This is a genomic window from Methyloversatilis discipulorum (assembly GCF_000385375.1).
In the GTDB taxonomy this organism is placed as follows: Bacteria; Pseudomonadota; Gammaproteobacteria; order Burkholderiales; family Rhodocyclaceae; genus Methyloversatilis; species Methyloversatilis discipulorum_A.
Genome location: NZ_ARVV01000001.1, coordinates 2,749,037 through 2,769,462 on the forward strand (window position 1 = coordinate 2,749,037; position 20,426 = coordinate 2,769,462).

Below are 20,426 nucleotides of genomic sequence, written 5' to 3' on the forward strand. Positions count from 1 at the left end.
ATCAGGTCCTTGTTCACTTCATCACGCCGCAGCCATCGCCCGCAGCCCGCGGAGTTCGTCCGCGACCCGCACCAGCGCGCTGCAAAAATCATCCACGTCCTGCATCGTCGTCGCCGCGCCGACGCTCACCCGCACCGCGCCGCGCGCCAGTTCCGCCTCGACGCCCATCGCCGTCAGCGTGCGCGACGGTTCGGGCGAAGCGCTGGAACAGGCAGCCCCGCTGGCCACCGCGAAACCGGCTCGATCGAGCTTGCCGACCAGGGTTTCGCCATCGATGCCCGTCAGCGCGAAATAGCAGGTGTTGGGCAAGCGATCGGCCTGCGCACCGAACACGACGCCACCGAGCGCCGCCACGCAGCCCTCGATGCGCGCACGCTGCGCCTGCATCGCGTCGCGCCGGGCGCCGAGCGCGGCAACCGCCTGTTCGCAGGCCACGCCGAAACCGACGATGGCCGCGATGTTCTCGGTGCCGGAGCGCAGGCCGCGCTCGTGGCCGCCTCCGGCGATCAGCGGCTCGATATCGACCCGCTTGTCCAGCACCAGTGCACCCGCACCCTGAGGACCGCCAATCTTGTGCGCCGACAGCGTCATCGCTGCCACGCCCAGCGCGCGGAAATCCAGTTCAATCTTGCCCAGCGCCTGTACGGCATCGCTGTGCAGCCAGGCGCCACTGCACTTGGCCGCGGCCGCGAAGGCAGGAATGTCCTGCAGCACGCCGGTTTCGTTGTTCGCCGCCATCACCGACACCAGCGCCGCGCGCGGGTCCAGCGTATCGACCAGCACCCTGCCCTGCGTGTCGGCCGCGATGCCGGCCAGTTCCCAGCCGCTGCGCACGAGTTGGCGCGCCGGTTCGCGCACGCACGGGTGCTCGATCGCCGACACCGCGATCACGCCCGGCTTCATGCGGGCCGCAGCGCCCTTGATAAACAGGTTGTTCGCTTCCGAACCACCGCTGGTGAATACCACCTCGGTCGGGTGCGCCTTCACGGCGGCCGCCACCTGCGCACGTGCATCGTCAATCGCTCGGCGGGCTGCGCGGCCGTACTCGTGGCGGCTCGACGCATTGCCGAAACGCACGCCGAGCCAGGGCAGCATCGCCTCGCGCACCGCATCGAGCAGCGGCGTGCTGGCGTTATGGTCGAGGTAGACCGGCGCAAACATGATCAGGCCTGCACGCTCGCCGGCTCGGTCGAACAGGTACGCGGCGCGTGGTCGTGCAGCACCACCTTGTGACTGTTGCGCTCGCGCTGCTGCACCATCAGATCGTGCAGATTGATCGAGTCGAGGTAATCGAACATGTGACGACTGAGGTTGGACCACAGGTCGTGCGTCATGCAGCGGTGTTCGTCCAGACAGTTTTCCTTGCCGCCGCACTGGGTCGCGTCGAGCGGCTCGTCCACCGCGATGATGATTTGCGCCACCGAGATCGTGCGCGCGTCGCGCGCCAGACAGTAGCCACCGCCCGGGCCACGCACGCTGGCCACCAGTTCCTGGCGGCGCAGCTTGCCGAAAAGCTGTTCGAGGTAGGACAGGCTGATGCGCTGGCGCTCGGCCACGCCGGACAGCGTGACCGGACCGTTTTCCTGCCGCAGGGCGAGGTCGAGCATCGCAGTGACTGCGAAGCGTCCTTTGGTGGTCAGTCTCATCGCGTGGGCTCCTGAAATCAGCCGGGACATCGGCGAACCGGAAAAGGCCGGTTCAATTCCCGATCATTTCAGTCGACTTTATAATTCCCGACAAGTTCAGTCAACAATTCGTACGGATCTTGTCCAGATCGACGTGCGAGTGGTCGGCCATTTCCTCCTTGGCCTCGTCGTCGAGCTGTATGCCGGCGCGTTCGAGTTTCTGCAGCAGGCACTCGATGCGGCGGTCGCTTTCCAGCGCGTGATCGACCAGCGCGGTGAGCGCCTTGGCCATAGGATCTTCCATGTCGCGGGTGACGCCGTAGGCGGTGAAACCGGCCTGTTCGGCACGCCGCTTCTTCTCGTCCTCGACACCGGGTGCGGTCGCCTCGATGATCCGCGCCGGGTTGCCGACGGCCGTCGCGCCGGCTGGCACCGGTTTCACGACCACCGCACAGGAGCCGATCTTGGCGCCGTCACCGACATCGAAACCACCCAGCACCTGCGCACCGGCCCCGATGACGACACCACGACCCAAGGTCGGATGGCGCTTCGCACCGCGGTACAGCGAAGTTCCGCCCAGCGTAACCCCTTGATAGATCGTGCATTCGTCGCCCACCACGGCCGTCTCGCCGATCACCACACCCATGCCGTGATCGATGAACACGCGTCGCCCCATGGTCGCCCCCGGGTGGATTTCGATGCCGGTCAGCACACGGCCGATGTGCGACAGGAAGCGGCCGAGCCACAGGAAACCACGGCGCCAGCAGGCGTTGGCCATGCGATGGATGAACAGCGCGTGAATGCCCGGATAGCAGGTCAGCACTTCGAAGGCGGAGCGGGCGGCCGGGTCACGGTCGAGCACGCTGGCAACGTCTTCGCGCAGGCGTTGGAACATCGTCTTTCCTTGTGGGAAGCGCCGGCAGCGCTGCCGGACGGTTGAAACCCGAGAATTTTAGTCGGTTTTTGTGCACCTGCGAAGTTCGCTACCGCTCCGGGGCGCGTGGCTTCTTGCCTCCGATGGCCTTGAGCGCGCCCATCAGCAGGTGCAACTCCTCCGCCTCGACCTGGGCCCGGCCGAACAGACGACGCAGACGCGGCAGTGCGCGGCCCGGATTCACCCGGTCGAGGAAACCGGATTCCAGCATCAGCTGCTCGAACAGCGCGTACAGGCTTTCCAGGCCCTCGTGCGGCGCAAGCTCGGGGGGCGCTTCGGCCGGCAGCACGGCGCCACCGACCGCCATGCGCAGCTCGTGGCACATGATCTGGGCGGCGGCCGCGACATTCAGCGAGCGGTAGGTTTCACTGGTCGAAATGGTGACCGGCAGCGAACACATTGCCACCTCCTCGTTGGTGAGGCCCGAGCTTTCGGTACCGAACACCAGCGCCACCTCCGCATCGCTGCCCGCCAGCAGCGTGGCCAGTTCGGTGGCAGCCGAGCGCACGTCGCGCACCGGCAGCGCCATTTCGCGCCGTCGCGCGGTCAGCGCCGCCTGTGCAACGGTGCCGGCGAGCGCGGCCTCGATGCTGTCCACAACCACCGCGTTGTCGAGCACGTCGGTCGCGCCGGAACTCATCGCCACCGCGTCCTCGTGCGGGAAGTGCTTAGGATTGACCAGATAGAGGCGCGACAGCCCCATCACCTTCATCGCTCGCGCACAGGCGCCGATATTGCCCGGATGGGTGGTGTGCGACATGACCACGCGCACGCGGTCGAGAGAAGCGAACGGGTTCATATTAGAATGCAGGGTTTTCCTGCCGAGATGCGGGCCACAAGGTCCGCGTACAGAGACATTCATGCATCCGACGCTCACCACCGCCGTCAAGGCCGCCCGCCGTGCGGGTCAGATCATTACCCGGGCCAGCCAGGATGTGGACCTGTTGAAGGTCAGCAGCAAACGCCAGAACGATTTCGTGACCGAGGTCGACCGTGCCGCTGAAGACGCCATCGTTGGCATCCTGCGCGAGGCCTATCCGGACCACGCCATTCTAGCCGAGGAGAGCGGCGAGTCCGGCCCCGAGTCGGAGTACCGCTGGATCATCGATCCGCTGGATGGCACCACCAACTTCATCCACGGCATGCCGCAGTACGCCGTATCGATCGCGCTCGAACACCGCGGCCAGATGCAGTCGGCCGTCGTGTTCGATCCGGTTCGCAACGAGATGTTCACCGCCAGCCGTGGCCGCGGTGCCTTCCTGAACGACCGCCGCATCCGCGTGTCGCGTCGCGCCAAGCTGGGTGAGGCACTGCTTGGCACCGGCTTCCCATACCGCGTGTGGGACCACGTCGATGCCTATCTGGGCATGTTCAAGTCGCTGATGGAAAAGACTTCCGGCCTGCGCCGCCCCGGGGCTGCGGCGCTCGATCTGGCCTACGTCGCCTGCGGCCGCTTCGACGGCTTCTTCGAGATCGGCCTGTCGCCGTGGGACATCGCCGGCGGCAGCTTGCTGGTGAGCGAAGCCGGCGGGCTGGTCGGCAATCTGCAGGGTGAAACCGGCTATATGGAAAGCGGCAATCTGGTCGCCGCCACGCCGCGCATCTACCCGGCCATCCTGCAGGCCATCGAACCGCACCTGACCGACGCCCTGCGCGGCTGAACGACGGCCGGCCCGGCGGGCCGGCCGGACAGGTCCGTCAGCAGCGGAAGCGGGACACGACGCTAGTGAGGTCGCCCGCCACCCGGGTCAGCTCTTCCGTCGCCGTGGCGGTGGCGTGCATGCCCTGGCTGGTCGCCTCGACCATCTGCGCCACCTGCTCTATCTGACCCGCCAGGCTGTTGCTGGCGATGCCCTGTTCGCGTGTCGAGTTGGCCACCTCTGCCACCAGTTCGCGGGCGCGGGTCGCGCCCTCGGCGATCCGGCGCAGCATGTCGGCCGACTGTTCGGCGGAGTTCACGCTGTTGCGCGCCCGCTCGGAAGCCGCATCCATCGCACTGACCGCTGCTTCGCTTTCCCCGCGTATCGCACTGACCGTCTGACCGATCTGCAGCGTCGCCTGCGTCGTGCGTTCGGCCAGCTTGCGCACTTCGTCGGCCACCACCGCGAAGCCCCTGCCCTGCTCGCCGGCACGCGCCGCCTCGATAGCGGCATTCAGTGCCAGCAGATTAGTCTGCGCGGCAATGTCGTTGATCGCCGTCGCGATGCCGCCCACCTCGTTGGCGCGAGCGCTCAGCGAGGCGATACGCTCGCTCGCCTGCACCACCGCGTCGGCCAGCGAACGCATTTCCTCCGCCGCTTCGTGCACCTGCCGTTCACCCGCCACGGCCATTTCCGACGACTCGATCGACTGCCTTTCGGTCTCGCCGGCATTTTCGGAGATGTGGGTGATGCTCACAGTCAGCTCTTCCATCGCGGCCGCCATGGTCTGGGTGGAGTCGGTCTGCTGCTGCGCCGATCCTGCAACCTGGCGCGAGGTAGCACTGATGTCGGCGGTGGCAGCGCCCACCTTCTGCGCGCCGGCGCTGATCTCGGACACCGTATTGCGCAGCCGGGAGATCAGCGTGTCCAGCTCCGCCAGCATGCTGCCGGCCGGCGCATTACCAATCCCCGCGCGCAGATCGCCCTCGACCACCTTCTTCATCGCCTGGACAGCCACCGCCGGCTCGCCGCCGACCTGTCTCATGACCGAGCGGCCGATCGCGATCACCAGCGCCAGCACGACGCCGGCAAGCACGATGACGATGCCCAAATTGATCGCCAGATCCTCGCGGAAGGCCGCTTCCACGTCATCGACGTAGAGCCCGGTGCCGACCACCCATTGCCAGTCCGGCACCGGGGCGACGTAGGCTACCTTGCGCACGGCCTCGGTCTCGTTGGGGCGCGGGAAGTGGTAATCGACGAATCCCCCGCCGGCCTGTCCCGCCTTCACGATGTCGGCCACGAAAAGCTTGCCGACCTTGTCCTGCTCGTTGATGAAAGGCTTGCCCTCGCGGTGCGGCTGCGTCGGATGCAGCACGTTCACGCCGTCCATGGTGTAGATGTAAAAGTATTCGCGCTGCTGGAAGCGCACGTTGCGCAGGGCCTCCCGCGCCTGGGCCTGCGCCTGTTCGCGCGTCAGCTTGCCGTCCTTCTGCAACTGCTCGTAGTAACCGATCTGCGCCCGGGTGGACTCGACCAGCGCCTGCAGCAGCTGCATGCGCTGCTCGTGCGCGGCGCTGCGCATCTCGAAGGCGCCGATGACGCCGATCATGAGCATACCGGCCAATGCGGCCGCGCCCACCGCCAGCATCTTGCTTCGCAAAGTCCAGTTGGCGAACATGACGACTCCGTAAGTAATTGAAATCAGTCATCTATATCGGCGGGAAATATTCCCAACTTTAATACCGCGCCGCAACATTCCTATCGTCATCGCGCCGGATCGCAGTGAGCCGATACAATCGCCGGTCCGTTCCGCCTGCCACTCGACACGCGGACCCCGCCCGCACCTTCGTTTCACATGGACAACAAAGACCTTTCGGGCCACACGCCGATGATGCAGCAGTATCTCGGCTTCAAAAGGCAGCACCCCGATCTGCTGGTGTTCTACCGCATGGGGGATTTTTACGAGCTGTTCTTCGAGGACGCGATCCGCGTCGCGCGGCTGCTCGACATCACGCAGACCCACCGCGGCCAGTCGGCCGGGCAACCGATTCCGATGGCGGGCGTGCCCTTCCACGCCGTCGAGCAATACCTCGCGCGGCTGGTGAAGATGGGCGAGTCGGTGGTCATCGTCGAACAGATCGGCGATCCGGCCACCTCGAAGGGCCCGGTCGAGCGCGCCATTTCGCGCATCGTCACGCCGGGCACGCTGACCGACGCCAGCCTGCTCGACGAGCGTGCCGACTCGCTGCTGATGGCGCTGCACGTCGAGCGGGCCCGTGCCGGAGTCGCCTGGCTCAACCTTGCAAGCGGCGAACTGAAGCTGACCGAAGTGGCGGCCAACGTGCTGCCGTCGCTGCTCGACCGCCTGCGCCCGGCCGAACTGCTGGTCGCCGACGTGGCGAATGCGCCCGAGGGCGGCTGGGCGGTCACACCGCGCAGTGCCTGGCAGTTCGACGTGACCGAGGCGACCCGTCTGCTGTGCGAGCACTTCGGCAGCCGCGACCTCGCCGCCTTCGACGTTGCCGAGGTGCCGATCGCGTTGGCCGCCTGCGGCGCGCTTTTCAGCTACGCGCAGGCGACGCAGCAGCGGGCGCTGGCGCACGTCACGACGCTTGCGGTCGAGCACGATTCGAACTGGCTGCGCATGGACGCGGCCACCCGACGCAACCTGGAACTGACCGAAACCCTGCGCGGCGAGGCGTCACCGACGCTGCTGTCGCTGCTCGATACCTGCGCCACCTCTATGGGTTCGCGCTGGCTGCGCCGCGCGCTGCACCACCCGCTGCGCGAACGCGCACGCGCCGACGCGCGGCAGGAGGCCGTCGCCGCGCTGCGCGACACCGACCGCGCCGACCGCGTGCACGACGCGCTGCGCGGCATCGCCGACATCGAGCGCATCGCCGCGCGGGTCGCACTGCGCACTGCGCGGCCGCGCGACCTGTCCAGCCTGCGCGATTCGCTGGCGAAGCTGCCTTCCATTGCCGAAGCGGTTCCGCTCGATCGCGGTCTGCTCGACCAGGCGCGCGCCACACTGGCGCAGCCGCTGGCCGCCAGCGACCTGCTCGCCCGCGCCATCATGGACGAGCCAGCGGCGCAGCTGCGCGACGGTCGCGTCATGCGCGCCGGTTTCGACGCCGAGCTGGACGAACTGCGCGGCCTGCAGGACAACTGCGGCGAGTTCCTGCTGGCGCTGGAAGCGCGCGAGCGCAGCCGCACCGGCATCGCCAACCTGAAGGTCGAATACAACCGCGTGCATGGCTTCTACATCGAGGTCACGCACGCCCACGTCGAGCGCATCCCGGACGATTACCGCCGCCGGCAGACGCTGAAGAATGCCGAGCGCTACATCACGCCCGAACTGAAGGCCTTCGAGGACCGCGCACTGTCGGCCGCCGATCGCGCCACCTCGCGCGAGAAATTCCTGTACGAACAGCTGCTCGACGCGCTGGCGCACGAATTGCAGCTGCTCGGCGACATCGCCCGTGCGCTGGCTGAACTGGATGGCCTGATCGCTTTCGCCCGCGCCGCCCAGCGCCACGACTACTGCCGCCCGCAGTTCGTCGACGAGCCCGAGATCACGATAGAGCGCGGCCGTCACCCGGTGGTCGAACAGCAGGTCGAAAACTTCATCGCCAACGACACGGCGATGCATGACGCGCGCCGCATGCTGCTGATCACCGGCCCGAACATGGGCGGCAAGTCGACGTATATGCGACAGGTGGCGCTGATCGCGCTGCTGGCGCACTGCGGCTGCCCGGTGCCGGCGCGCGCGGTACGGCTGGGGCCGCTCGACGCCATACACACCCGCATCGGCGCCTCCGACGACCTCGCCTCCGGCCGCTCGACCTTCATGGTCGAAATGACGGAAGCGGCCGGCATCCTGCACGGCGCAACCGAGCGCAGCCTGGTGCTGATGGACGAGATCGGCCGCGGCACCTCGACCTTCGACGGCGTGGCGCTCGCGCAGTCGATCGCCCGCCACCTGCTGACGCGCAACCGCAGCTGGACCCTGTTCGCCACCCACTACTTCGAACTGACCCAGCTCGCGCAGACCCACCCGAGCTGCGCCAACATGCACCTCGACGCGGTCGAGCACGGAAGCCGCATCGTGTTTCTGCACGCAATTGAGGAAGGCCCGGCCTCGCAGTCCTACGGTATCGAGGTGGCCGCGCTGGCCGGCGTTCCGGGTACGGTGATCCGCGACGCCCGACGTGCGCTGCAACAGCTCGAAGCCAGCCGCATCAACGCCGGTCCGCAGGCCGACCTGTTCGCGCCCGCGCCACCACCGCCCGAACCGCCGTCGCACGCGGCGGTCGATGCACTGGCCGCACTCGACCCGGACAGCCTCAGCCCGCGCGAGGCACTGGACGCGCTGTACGCACTGAAAAAACTGCTCTGAGGACACCACAATGGCTCACGCCGTGATCTGGATCTTCGTCGCGCTGGTCGTCGGCATCTGGACGCTGATGGCCTGGACCGCCGACTCCGTGCTGAACTGGCCCGGCTGGAGCGCCAACGCGCTGGCCGAATGGCCGCTGTGGCTGGACAGCCTGCGACCGCCGGTCTGGCTCGCTCCCTGGCTGCCGCAGGACTGGCTGGACGAAAGCCGCGCCTGGCTGCTCGATGCCGGCCCGGAAATCCAGGCCTGGCTGCAGCAGACGCCGGACCTGCGCGGCCTGCTTGGCTTCATCGTATGGACGGTGTGGCTGATCGGCGCCGGCATGATGCTGCTGATGGGCATCGCTGGCAGCGCGCTGGTGAAGCTGTTCCAGCCGAAAAAGATCGCTGACGCGCCGCCGCCTCGACCCTGAGCCCCCGTCCGGGGAGCGGCTCCACCAGCGTGCCGCGCCCCGAGCATCTGTCACGCCGGCATCAGCTTCCGGTTTGCCGCGCCCGGCAGCACCTTCAGCGCCGGCCCCTGCTGCAGCACGTAGCTGTGGCTCTTCACCGTGCTGACGTAACGCCACTCACAGCGGCAGGCGTCCTGCGTCGCGGTGACAATCATGAAGCCGCGGCGCGCGGTGTCGGCATACTGCAGCGGACCGATGATCTGCGTCAGGCCGGCAGCGACGGCCAGCGGGTTCTCGCTCGGAAAGTACTCCTCGAAACCGGGCGAGGTCACGCCGGGTGTCGCGAACTCGACGCCAACCGCGCGGCCGGCGTAGTCCGCCAGGTCGCTGGCCCAGGCGTTGTGCGTGTCGCCTGACAGCACGACCAGATTCTTGTCCAGCGCCCGCGCGGTGCCGAGCACCGTTTCGCGTGCGACCGCATAACCGTCCCAGGCGTCGAGGTTGTACGGAATCGCCGGCTGCGCGAGCACCGCCTGCTCCTGCGGCGTCAGCGTGGCCGGTGCCGTCTGCGCCCTCACCACCAGTGCGCTGTAGGCCGAAAAACTGATCTGGCCGAGCACCAGCGGTGCCGGAATGTTCATGCGGCCCATCAGCACCTGCTGGCCGAGCAGGTCCCAGGTGGTGTCGGACTGCGCCAGTTGCAGGCCCAGCCAGTCGTTCTGTTCGGCGCCCAGCAGCGTGCGGTTCGGGTCGGCCAGATCGGCAGCGAAGCGCGCGCCGTCGAAACCGGTGGCGCCGAAGTAGTCGGCATAGTCCATCTGCCGGTCGCGGCCGATGACGCGGGTATCCAGCATGTGCAGCGACAGCAGGTTGCCGAAGCGGAAGCTGCGGTAGATGCGCTCGGGCTGCGCCGGATCGGCGACGCGCGTCGGCATCCACTCGTGATAGGCCTTGATCGCGGCCGCGCGCCGCTCGGTGAACAGGCCTTCGAGGCCTTCGCTGTGATTCTCTGCACCGTCGCGCCAGGTGTCGTTGGCGATTTCGTGGTCGTCCCACACGGCAATCACCGGCAGCGCGGCGTGCAGCGCCTGCAGGTCGGGGTCGGTGCGGTACTGCGCGTGACGGATGCGGTAGTCGTCCAGCGTCAGTATTTCGCCGGCCGGCTCGGACACGCGGCCCAGCGCCGCTGCGTCACCCGAGGCGTAGCCGCCGCGCGGGTACTCGTAGATGTAGTCGCCCAGATGGATCGCCGCGTGCAGGTCGTCCAGCCTGGCCGCCTCGGCATAGACGTGGAAATAGCCGGCCGGGTAGTTGGAACAGGAAAACACCGCCAGCTTGACCTGCTCGACGGCTCCGGCCGGCAGCGTGCGCGTGCGGCCGACCGGCGACAGCTGGCCGTCGGCGCGGAAGCGGTAGTAGAGCCGCGCAGCAGCCGGCAGGCCAAGCACGTCGGCCTTCACCGTGTAGTCGATGTCCTCGCCGGTGAGCACGCGGCCGCGCCGGATGATGCGGCTGAAGCGCGCGTCCAGCGCCACCTCCCACAGCACGGCAACGGTACCCGGCCGGGTCGGCGACACGCGGGTCCAGATGATGACGCGGTCGGACAGCGAATCGCCGCTGGCGACGCCGTGCTGGAACAGGCTGTCGGTCGCCGCCAGCGCAGTGGCCGAGCGCACGACGGCGGAACCGGCCAGCGCACCGGCGCCGATGCCACGCATGAAGTCGCGGCGGGAGAAGACGTTGCGGGACATCGCGGAAGCTCCAGGCGGAAGAAGTTGCCGCGGAGTGTGGTGAGCGCCGGTGACAGGTCGATGACGGATTGTTGAACGCGTGATCAACGCGGCGACATGCCTCTGTCACATGCACTGCCTATCTTGCGTTGCAACAACAGCACTTCCGGAGTACGCAATGAAGAACACCCTGCTCGCCCTGGCCGTTGCTACCGGCCTGTCGCTGCCCGCCCACGCCATCACACTGGACAGCGCCACGCTGAACGGCAACCTGCTCGACACCAGCTTCAGCACGCCGTCGCTGATCGCGCTCGACGTATCGCTGCTGAACAACGCCGCACTGAGCTTCAGCTTCGTGCTCGATGCCGCCGACATCGCAGCCGGCGGTGCCGACTTCAACGCCGTCCTGCGCGACGCCAGCGGCTTCGGCATCGGTTCGCTGAACGTGACGTTGAGCGGTGCACTCGTGTCATGGACTGCAGGTTCGGTGCGCGCGGCAACGATAAATGGCGATCTGCTCGACACCGGTTTCTTCGCCGGCGCGCCGGTGACCGAGTTCTACTTCGGCAACCCCTTCTACGAAGAAGGCCTCACCGACTGGCGCGTCGGTTTCGCCGGCCTGAGTGCGGGCGATCGCTTCACGCTGGACATCACGACCACGCCGGCCGTACCGGAGCCGCGCGAGTGGATGATGATGCTGGGCGGTCTGGGCATGATCGTGCTGAGCGCGGCGCGCAAGCTGGGGCGCTGACGCCTCACGATGGCCGACTGAGAAGTCTGCGGTCGATCACCGGCTGCATCGCGAGCAAGCTGGCTCCCACAGGAACCCTGGCCGCGGGTCAGGCGCAACCCCTGTGCGAGCGGCCTCGGCCGCGACAGGGCCACTGCACTCCGCGGGCTTCGATCCAAGCTGCCGTCGGGGTCAGAAGACCCCTCCCACAAGACCTTGGCACACGCCCAAGTCGCGGGTCTGGCGCATTTGCGCTGTGGGCGAGGCCTCAGCCCCGACCCAGCCACTGCTTCAGTAACTCCTTCGCCGCCGCACTGGCGCGCACGGCGGGGCCGATCTTCGCCTGATCCACCGGCGGCGCGTCCAGCCGCACGCGGAATTTCATCAGTTCGTCGCGCCGGAAGGCGTGGATCTTCACCTCGTCGCCGGCATTGCGACGCTTGAGCAGCGTGTCGAGCGAGCTGGCCGTGATGCGCAGATTGTCCAGCGCGACCAGCACGTCGCCGGCCGACAGCCCGGCGCGCTGGGCGGCGCCGTGGTCCAGCACCTGCGTGAGCTTCACGTTGTCGCCGTCGTTCGCGGTCTTCACGCCGAGCACCGGCGTGCTGCCGACGGCTTCGAACGCGAGGTCGAGACCGACCGCGTGCAGCAGCCTGTCCAGCGGCAGATCATCCGTGCCCTCGGTCGCCTCGTCGAAGAAGCGCTTGAGCTTCATGCCGCTGACCACTTCGGCCGCGCGGCGTATGCCATCTTCCGGCACGCCCTGCCCACTCAGTCCGTGATCGGCCCAGAGCCTGCGCATCACGTCGTCCAGCGACACCGCGCCGCGGCTCTTGCTGCGCAGCGTGAGATCCAGCGCAAGCGCCACCAGCGCGCCCTTGGCGTAGTAGCTGACGATGGCGTTCGGCGCGTTCTCGTCCTGGCGGTAGTACTTGATCCAGGCGTCGAAGGACGAGTCGGCCACGCTCTGCTTGAGCCGACCGCTGCCGCGCATCACCTGGGTCACGGTCTTGCCGAGCAGCTTCAGGTAGTCGTCCTGCGTGATGACGCCCGAGCGCACCAGCGCCAGGTCGTCGTAATAGGAGGTGAAGCCCTCGAAGGCCCATAGCAGCCGCGTGTAGTTCTCGACCCTGAGGTCGTAGGGCACGAAGGCGGCCGGCTTGATGCGCTTGACGTTCCACGAATGGAAGTACTCGTGGCTGCACAGACCGAGGAAGCCGCGGTAGGCATCGCTCATCGCGGCGGCGCCGGGCGCCGGCAGGTCGTTGCGCGAGCACAGCAGCGCGGTGCTGGAGCGATGTTCGAGTCCGCCATAGCCGTCGCCGACCGCCATCACGAGGAAGACGTAGCGCTCGAACGGCGCCGGTTCGCCGAACAACCGGATCTGCCATTCGCAGACACGCTTCAGGTCGGCGCACAGCCGTGCGGCGTCGATGTCATGACGGCCGGTCACCACCACCTCGTGCGGCACGCCGCATGCCTTGAATTCGTACAGCGCGAACTCACCCATCTCGACCGGGTGGTCGATCAGTTCGTCGTAGCTGGCCGCCCGGTACACACCGAAGCCGTGACGCTTGGCGCCGCTGCGGCCGCCTGCCTCGGGCAGCGTCGTCGCGACGCGCCATTCCTTGTAGGCGCGACCGGCCGGCGGACGGATGTCGATCTCGCAGGGCTGCTGTTCGCAGCCATGCACCATCAGGAAAACACTGCTGCCGTTGAAGAAGCCGTGCGTGGTGTCGAGGTGAGCGGCGCGCACCGACAGGTCCCAGGCATACACCTCGTAGCGCACGCGCAGCGCGCCGTCGCACGGTGCGGCGCGCCAGGTGTGCTTGTCCAGCTTGGTCAGCGGGACGGCGCGCACGCCGTCGCGCGCGTCGATGCGCACGATGTGGCGGGCGAACTCGCGGATCATGTAGCTGCCGGGTATCCAGGCCGGCAGGGACAGCAGCTGACCGTCGGCCGCCGGCTTGTCGATGTCGAGTTCGACCTCGAACAGATGGGCTTCGGGATGGATGGGCGTGATGCGGTAGCGGACGGCGCTCATGTCGGCGTTCTGGCGTTGGGACAGCCGCGATTTGACCACAGCGCCGGCTGCCTGAGTCAGCGGGCGCGGTCCGCATCGTCCTACAGCACCCGACCACCTCACTGACAGGCCGGCGCGCGGCGAGCAACTAGAGTTTCGTCATGGCTGAACGCCATCCTCTTCATCGCAACAGGAGAACTGCCATGCAGAATACCGCCACCCGTTCCACGCTGCTGAAGCCTGCCGTCCGCCTGGCCACCGCCACCGCGCTGGCGCTGACGCTGGCCGCCTGCGGCGAATCCACCGACAACGCGACCGTCGGCCAGAAGCTCGATTCCGCCATTTCGCAGACCGAGAAGAAGGCCGACGAAATGGGCGCCAAGGCCGAAAGTTCGCTCGACAGCGCGCAGGCCCGCGCCGAAGTTGCAGCAGCCGATGCCAAGGCCTCCGTCGAGTCGGCCGCCGAGCGCATGGGGGAAAAGATCGACGACGCGACAATCACCGCCAACGTTGCCGCGCGCATCGCCGGCGACCCCGATCTGAGCGCGCTGAAGATCGACGTCGATACCACTGACGGCAAGGTGACGCTGAGCGGCCCGGCGCCGACCGAAGCGGCACGCGCCCGCGCCGCCGAACTGGCGGCTTCGGTCAAGGGCGTAACCGGCATCGACAACCGGCTGGTTGTCACCGCCGGCTGATCCCGCCGCGCAGCACAGTGATCCACCGTGATTCGTCGCGGCGGCTGATGGCGCCTCGCGAGGGCGGGAAAGATATAATCCCGCCTGATGCGAGGACACCATGACACTGAAGAAAACTGATCAACTATTCGAAGCAAACCGCCGCTGGGCCGAACGCATGCGTGCCGACGACCCGCAGTTCTTCGAGCGGCTGGCCACGCTGCAGGCGCCTGAATATCTGTGGATAGGCTGTTCCGACAGCCGGGTGCCGGCCAACCAGATCGTCGGGCTGATTCCGGGTGAGGTGTTCGTACACCGCAATGTCGCCAACGTCGTGGTGCAGACCGACCTGAACTGCCTGTCGGTCATGCAGTACGCGGTCGATGTGCTCAAGGTTAAGCACATCCTGGTGGTCGGTCACTACGGCTGCGGCGGCGTGCGCGCCGCACTGCACGACATGCGCTTCGGTCTGATCGACAACTGGCTGCGCAACGTGCAGGACGTGCGCAACAAGCACCGCGGTCTGCTCGAAGCGGTCGGCGCCGGCGAACTTCAGGAAGACCGCCTGTGCGAACTGAACGTGATCGAGCAGGCGATGAACGTCTGCGAAACCACGGTCGTCCGCGAGGCCTGGGCGCGCGGCCAGGACGTGCGCGTCCACGGCTGGATCTACGGCCTGAAGGACGGACTGGTCCGCAACCTGCGCATGGAAGCCGGCAGCGAAGCAGAACTGCAGGGCGCCTACGATCTTGCGCTGAGTTCCCTCACCTGATTTTTTCGCGCCCGGCGACCGTCGGGCGCCCCGGCTGGCGATAGTCCGATCGGACTATCGCCAGACCGACGTCATTCTTTTCCCTGTCAAACACGCATCCCAGACTTCGCGCGTCCGACCGGCGCGTGCTGCGCCGTCGTGGACTTCCCCCACGAACACGTCAGCGAGGAGTCTCCATGTCTTCCCAGTTCCACCCCGACAACACCGAGTCGATCAACCCGTCGTCGAATGAAACCATTCGCGACGTGATCGCCGAATTCAACGGCCGCCGCAACTTCATGAAGGGCTCGATCGGCACCGCCGTGCTGGCCTCGATGGGCGGCTTCAGCCTTGAAGCGCTGGCTGCCGGCTATGTGCCCAGCCCGTCCCCGACCAATGGCGGCATCGGTTTCACCGGCGTGCCGGCCAACGTGGCACCGATGACCGACGGCATCACCGTGCCGGCCGGATACACCGCAAAGGTATTCATCGCCTGGGGCGACGCGATCGGCAAGACCGGCCCGCACGCCAACACGCACTGGGATCCGAGCACCGCGATGACCGCCGAGCGTCAGCTGACGACCTGGGGCGCACACAACGACGGCATGCACTTCTTCCCCTTCCCGGCGGCCGGCGCCGGCGGCATCGCCAATGACCGCGGCCTGCTGGTATCGAACCACGAGTACGTCGATCCGGGCCTGGTCTGCAACACGCTGACCTACGCCACCGACGTCATCACCAAGCCCATGGTCGACGCGCAACTCGCCGCCCACGGCGTCAGCGTGATCGAAGCACGCAAGATCGGCGGCGAGTTCAAGGTGCAGCGCCCGAGCGCCTTCGCCCGCCGCGTCACCGGTGCCACGCCCTGTAAGCTCAGCGGTCCGGCCGCCGGCCACGCGATGGTCAAGACCGCCGCCGACCCGACCGGCACCAACGTGCTCGGCACGCTGAACAACTGCGCCCACGGCTACACGCCCTGGGGCACCTACCTGACCTGCGAAGAGAACTTCAACGGCTATTTCGGCACCACCGCTGCCAAGCTGGCCGCGCAGCCGCTGACCGCGCACGAGCGTCGCTACGGCATGAGCCAGGCCGGCTTCGGCTACCGCTGGCACGAAGCCGACGCGCGCTTCGACTTCCGCGACAACCCGAACGAAGCGAACCGTCACGGGTGGATCGTCGAGATCGACCCGTGGAACCCGAACTCGGTGCCGGTCAAGCGCACCGCACTGGGCCGCTTCAAGCACGAGTCGGCCATCGCCGCGGTTGGCAGCGACAACAGCGTCGCCTTCTACATGGGCGACGACGAAGCGAACGACTACGTCTACAAGTTCGTCTGCGCCAACAAGCTGAACACGAAGAACCGTGCCGCCAACCGCGACATGCTTGACCACGGCACGCTGTACGTGGCGAAGTTCAACGCCGACGGTACGGGTCAGTGGCTGCCGCTGGTGTTCGGCCAGAACGGCCTGACGCCGGCCAACGGCTTCAACAACCAGGGCGACGTGGTCATCATGTGCCGTCAGGCCGGCGACGTTGTCGGTGCGACCAAGATGGACCGTCCGGAATGGGTCGCCGTACATCCGACCACGCGCGAGGTCTATTTCACGCTGACCAACAACAGCGGCCGCAGCACCACCGACGCCGCCAACCCGCGCCCGCAGAACGTGTACGGCCACATCATCCGCTTCAACGAGAACGGCGGCGACGTGCGCGCCACCGGCTTCCAGTGGGAAATCTTCGTCGAGTGCGGCGACAAGCTGAGCGCCAATCCGCAGCGTCAGGGCAACATCATCGGTGACGACCTGGGCTCGCCGGACGGCCTGTGGTTCGACTCCGACGGTCGCCTGTGGATCCAGACCGACCAGGCCGGCGACGCCACCGGCAACTACGCCAACATCGGCGGCAACGCGATGTTCTGCGCCGACCCGGCCACCCGCCAGATCACCCGTTTCCTGACCAGCCCGATCCGCTGCGAAGTGACCGGTGTGGTCACCACGCCGGACAACAAGACGATGTTCGTCAACATCCAGCACCCGGGCGAAGGCTGGAGCGGCAGCTTCACCTCGCGCAGCACCTGGCCGGACAGCGGCTTCAACGGCCCGACCACGCAGAGCGCCAACGGCGTCGCCAAGCCGCGCTCGGCCACGGTCGTCATCACCAAGGACGACGGCGGCGTGATCGGTACCTGATCCGCCCGTCTTCACATCGGCGTCATGGAGGCGGCGTAGCGTCGCCTCCATCAACGAAACCTCCGCAAAGGATTCAACATGAAACTGAAACTCGCCGCTCTGGCGCTGGCCTCCGCCGCCGCACTGCCGGCCCATGCCGCGCTGACCAACAACGCTGCCGACATCGGCAATGCCATCGTTGTCGACTTCAACGACTACGACGGCTTCCTGACCACCGGTCCCGAAACGGTCGCTCCCGGCGTCATCTTTACCGGCGACGAAGGCTCGGAACTGGGTGCCTTCATCCGTGACCTCGGCAGCAACGGTACCTGGGGCGCCGACACGCCCTTCGTCGCAGGCGGTGCCATCGGCGAACTGCGCTTCACTTTCGCTGAACTGACCGCCGGGGCCGGGGCGCTGCTGAATCATTTCGCAGCCGACTTCTTCTCGTTCTCGGTCGTGGTGTCCGCCTACGGCGACAACAATCAGATCATCGAAACCTACACGCTGGCGATCGACACCGACGCGCTCGGCTACAACGAAGGTCAGTTCGTCGGCATCACCCGCGACGTGGCCGACATCCGCTCGATCTCGTTCAAGGGCAATGGCGTGGTGCTCGACAACCTGGCCGTCGCCATGCCGGTGCCGGAACCCGAAACCTACGCGATGCTGCTGGCCGGCCTCGGCCTGATCGGCATGGCCGCACGCCGTCGCGCCTGATTACTGCACGACCCTGTCACACGCATGTCCTTGATGCCCGACCGCTGGTCGGGCATTTTTTTCGTCCGGCGGATGCCCGCGGTCATGCCGCCACAAGCGCGCGTGCAAGCCAACGGGCAGCGAGCAGAGGCAGCAGCGTCGCCAGTCCGAGCGTGCAGGCGCCCAGCCACACAGACGGCGCGACCACGGCAAAGGAGAACTGTGCGGCCAGCCAGGGCACCGTGGTGACCAGCAGCAGCGCGAACAGCGTGCCGCCGATCACCCAGCGCGCGACCGCAGTGCCCTGCCCGAGCCCGCTCGGGTCGGCGGCCGACGCGCGGGCGGTGAAGATGAGCGCAATGCCGCTCGCCACCAGCGCGACGAACACCAGCGTACGGACCTCATCGGCAGCGAAGCCGGCATCGAGCGCCCATACATCGAACGCCACCAGTGCAGCCGACACGATGGCGCCGTAGAGCAGGCTGGTCGCGATGCGCGAGGGCGGCAGCAGCACTGCACCGCGCGGTCGCGGCGGCTCGCGCATCAGTTCCTCGCCGGCCTCGTCCGCCTCGAACACGATGGAACAGGTCGGGTCGATCACCAGTTCGAGGAAGGCGATGTGCACCGGCGCCAGCAGCACCGGCCAGCCGAACAGCACCGGCGCGGCCACCAGCGCGATGATGGGCACGTGCACCGCCAGCGTGTAGGTCATCGCGTGGCGCAGGTTGCGGAAGATGCGGCGGCCCAGCCGTATCGCATCGACGATGGCGGCGAAGTCGTCCTCGACCAGCACCAGGTCGGCCGCCTCGCGCGCGACGTCGGTGCCGCGCCGGCCCATGGCGATGCCGATGTGCGCGGATTTCAGCGCCGGTGCGTCATTCACGCCGTCGCCGGTCATCGCCACGATGTCGCCGCGCGTCTTCAGCGCATCGACGATGGCCAGCTTCTGCTGCGGGCTGACGCGCGCGAACACGCAGCAGCCGGCGACCGCGTCGGCGAAGGTCGCGGCGTCCATCGCTGCCAGATCCGGGCCGGTCAGCACTCGGGCGCCGTCGATGCCGGCCTGCGCCGCGATCGCGCGCGCGGTGCGCGGGTGGTCGCCGGTGATCATGAGCACACGCACGCCGGCCGCGCGGCATTCGGCGACCGCCGCCGGCACCTCGGCGCGCAGCGGGTCGGCCAGCCCGATCAGGCCGATGAAGCGGAATTCGAAATCGTGCTGGATGTCCGGCATGCCCGCATCCGGCGGGTGTGCCGCATGCGCCACCGCGAGCACGCGCAGACCGCGGTCCGCCAGTTCGCCGGCGCGCGCCATCACGTGTGCCGCCGCGTCCGGCGCCATATGGCAGAGGTCGATGATGGCCTCGGGCGCGCCCTTGGCCGCCACCTCGCTGTCGCGCCGATCCGGCGCCTGCCACAGGTGCGACATCGCCAGCAGGTCGGGCGACAGTTCGTACTCGCGCGCCAGTTGCCAGTCCGGATGCAGGTGTTCGGTATTGGCCAGATAGTCGCCGGCCAGTCGCAGAAAGGCCTGTTCCATCGGGTCGTGCGGATCGGTTTCGCTCGCCAGCACCGCGTATTCGAGCAGGCGGTGATAGGTTTCCGGCAACGCCTCCAGCCGCACGCCGCCGTCGAGCGCCAGCAGTTCGCCATCGACCGCGAGCGCAGCGACTTCCATCCGGTTGCGGGTGAGCGTGCCGGTCTTGTCGGTGCACAGCACGGTGGTCTGGCCCAGCGTTTCGATCGCCGACAGCCGGCGCGTGAGCACGCGGCGGGCGGCGATGCGGCGCGCGCCGAAGGCGAGGAACACGATCAGGATGACCGGAAATTCCTGCGGCAGGATGCTCATCGCCAGCGTGATGCCATACAGCACACCGTCGAGCCAGCCGCCACGCAGCGTCGCGTACGACACCGCGAGCAGCACGCACAGCGCGATGCCTATCCCCGCCAGCCGGCGCGCCAGCAGCCCAAGTTCGCGCTGCAGCGGCGAGGCACCGCTGGCCGTCTCGGCCAGCGACTTGCCGATGCGCCCCAGCTCGGTGCCTTCGCCGATCGCCGTCACCTCGACCGTACCGCGACCGCGCACGACCAGCGTGCCGGAAAACACGCGCAGCGTCTCGCCACCGTCGACCGGCAGCTTGGCGACCGGCACCGACTCGCCGGTCAGCATCGATTCATCGACCGCCAGATCGTTGGCGCTCAGCAGCACGCCATCGGCCGGCACGCGGTCGCCCTCGGTCAGCAGCAGCAGATCGCCGCGCACCACCTCGCGTCCGGCGATGCGCTGCACCGCGCCGTTGCGCATTACCAGCGCGCGCGGGCTGGACAGATCGCGCAGCGCAGCCAGCGCGTGTTCGGTGCGCCGCTCCTGGAAGACGGTGACGGCGATGATGAGTACGACAAAGCCGAGCAGCACCAGCGCTTCGTGCGCGTCGCCCATCAGCAGATAGATGGCGCCAGCGCCCAGCAGCAGCAGGAACATCGGCTCCCGCACTACCTCCAAGACCGTGGCAAGCAGCGTGTGCGGCTTCTCGGCGGCGATCTCGTTCCAGCCGTCCTGCGCGCGACGCGCAGCCACCTCCGCTTCGTTCAGCCCGGCCTGCTCCTGCGACCCGTTCATGCGCTGCATCCGTCGTTCAGTTCTCGCCAAAGT

Annotated in this window: 16 protein-coding genes; 8 read left to right on the forward strand and 8 right to left on the reverse strand. The window is 67.6% G+C overall.

The genetic code is table 11. The annotated features are described in order from the left end of the window. Positions 1 to 21: 21 nt before the first annotated feature. The 4 genes from METRZ18153_RS0112955 to METRZ18153_RS0112970 all read right to left on the reverse strand — a co-directional run bounded on the left by METRZ18153_RS0112955 (position 22) and on the right by METRZ18153_RS0112970 (position 3,358). Positions 22 to 1,161 (reverse strand): cysteine desulfurase family protein, encoded by a 1,140-nt coding sequence (locus METRZ18153_RS0112955; RefSeq protein ID WP_020165123.1) that lies wholly within the window; start codon positions 1,159 to 1,161, stop codon positions 22 to 24. 2 nt (positions 1,162 to 1,163) lie between these two features. Next, on the reverse strand, positions 1,164 to 1,646 hold the full coding sequence (gene iscR / locus METRZ18153_RS0112960) for a Fe-S cluster assembly transcriptional regulator IscR (protein ID WP_019917719.1): 483 nt from the start codon (positions 1,644 to 1,646) through the stop codon (positions 1,164 to 1,166). A 100-nt stretch (positions 1,647 to 1,746) separates the two neighbouring features. Further along, complete coding sequence (gene cysE, locus METRZ18153_RS0112965; RefSeq protein ID WP_019917718.1) at positions 1,747 to 2,520, reverse strand: serine O-acetyltransferase; 774 nt, start codon at positions 2,518 to 2,520, stop codon at positions 1,747 to 1,749. Between the two features lie 88 nt (positions 2,521 to 2,608). Continuing rightward, positions 2,609 to 3,358, reverse strand: a complete 750-nt coding sequence (locus METRZ18153_RS0112970) for an RNA methyltransferase (RefSeq protein WP_020165124.1) — start codon at positions 3,356 to 3,358, stop codon at positions 2,609 to 2,611. Positions 3,359 to 3,419: 61 nt separating this feature from the next. Here METRZ18153_RS0112970 and METRZ18153_RS0112975 point away from each other — a divergent pair, with 61 nt between their 5' ends. Continuing rightward, positions 3,420 to 4,220 carry an inositol monophosphatase family protein gene (locus METRZ18153_RS0112975; RefSeq protein ID WP_020165125.1) on the forward strand — a complete coding sequence of 267 codons (801 nt, stop codon included), beginning with the start codon at positions 3,420 to 3,422 and terminating at the stop codon, positions 4,218 to 4,220. A 37-nt stretch (positions 4,221 to 4,257) separates the two neighbouring features. Here the strand turns inward: METRZ18153_RS0112975 and METRZ18153_RS0112980 are convergent, their stop codons facing one another. Further along, on the reverse strand, positions 4,258 to 5,880 hold the full coding sequence (locus METRZ18153_RS0112980; protein WP_020165126.1) for a methyl-accepting chemotaxis protein: 1,623 nt from the start codon (positions 5,878 to 5,880) through the stop codon (positions 4,258 to 4,260). Positions 5,881 to 6,057: 177 nt separating this feature from the next. Here METRZ18153_RS0112980 and mutS point away from each other — a divergent pair, with 177 nt between their 5' ends. Together mutS and METRZ18153_RS0112990 are read left to right on the forward strand one after the other, a co-directional pair. Next, positions 6,058 to 8,601: a DNA mismatch repair protein MutS gene (gene mutS / locus METRZ18153_RS0112985; protein ID WP_020165127.1), complete on the forward strand. Its 2,544-nt coding sequence runs from the start codon at positions 6,058 to 6,060 to the stop codon at positions 8,599 to 8,601. 10 nt (positions 8,602 to 8,611) lie between these two features. Beyond that, positions 8,612 to 9,013: a hypothetical protein gene (locus tag METRZ18153_RS0112990; RefSeq protein ID WP_020165128.1), complete on the forward strand. Its 402-nt coding sequence runs from the start codon at positions 8,612 to 8,614 to the stop codon at positions 9,011 to 9,013. 50 nt (positions 9,014 to 9,063) lie between these two features. On the opposite strand, the gene METRZ18153_RS0112995 is transcribed toward METRZ18153_RS0112990, so the two are convergent. After that, a complete protein-coding gene (locus tag METRZ18153_RS0112995) occupies positions 9,064 to 10,743 on the reverse strand; it encodes an alkaline phosphatase D family protein (protein WP_020165129.1) in 1,680 nt (559 codons plus the stop codon). A 157-nt stretch (positions 10,744 to 10,900) separates the two neighbouring features. Here METRZ18153_RS0112995 and METRZ18153_RS0113000 point away from each other — a divergent pair, with 157 nt between their 5' ends. Next, on the forward strand, positions 10,901 to 11,473 hold the full coding sequence (locus METRZ18153_RS0113000; protein WP_020165130.1) for a hypothetical protein: 573 nt from the start codon (positions 10,901 to 10,903) through the stop codon (positions 11,471 to 11,473). A gap of 247 nt (positions 11,474 to 11,720) precedes the next feature. Here the strand turns inward: METRZ18153_RS0113000 and METRZ18153_RS0113005 are convergent, their stop codons facing one another. Further along, positions 11,721 to 13,496 carry a M61 family metallopeptidase gene (locus METRZ18153_RS0113005; RefSeq protein WP_029143753.1) on the reverse strand — a complete coding sequence of 592 codons (1,776 nt, stop codon included), beginning with the start codon at positions 13,494 to 13,496 and terminating at the stop codon, positions 11,721 to 11,723. A 182-nt stretch (positions 13,497 to 13,678) separates the two neighbouring features. Here METRZ18153_RS0113005 and METRZ18153_RS0113010 point away from each other — a divergent pair, with 182 nt between their 5' ends. From METRZ18153_RS0113010 to METRZ18153_RS0113025, 4 genes are all read left to right on the forward strand, one after another. Then, on the forward strand, positions 13,679 to 14,173 hold the full coding sequence (locus METRZ18153_RS0113010; RefSeq protein WP_020165132.1) for a BON domain-containing protein: 495 nt from the start codon (positions 13,679 to 13,681) through the stop codon (positions 14,171 to 14,173). Positions 14,174 to 14,273: 100 nt separating this feature from the next. After that, a complete protein-coding gene (can, locus tag METRZ18153_RS0113015; RefSeq protein ID WP_020165133.1) occupies positions 14,274 to 14,924 on the forward strand; it encodes a carbonate dehydratase in 651 nt (216 codons plus the stop codon). A gap of 176 nt (positions 14,925 to 15,100) precedes the next feature. Further along, on the forward strand, positions 15,101 to 17,095 hold the full coding sequence (locus METRZ18153_RS0113020; protein ID WP_020165134.1) for a PhoX family protein: 1,995 nt from the start codon (positions 15,101 to 15,103) through the stop codon (positions 17,093 to 17,095). Positions 17,096 to 17,173: 78 nt separating this feature from the next. Next, positions 17,174 to 17,794, forward strand: coding sequence for a PEP-CTERM sorting domain-containing protein (locus METRZ18153_RS0113025; RefSeq protein ID WP_020165135.1), 621 nt, complete (start codon positions 17,174 to 17,176; stop codon positions 17,792 to 17,794). Positions 17,795 to 17,876: 82 nt separating this feature from the next. On the opposite strand, the gene METRZ18153_RS0113030 is transcribed toward METRZ18153_RS0113025, so the two are convergent. Further along, positions 17,877 to 20,402 (reverse strand): cation-translocating P-type ATPase, encoded by a 2,526-nt coding sequence (locus METRZ18153_RS0113030; RefSeq protein WP_020165136.1) that lies wholly within the window; start codon positions 20,400 to 20,402, stop codon positions 17,877 to 17,879. Positions 20,403 to 20,426: the final 24 nt, after the last annotated feature.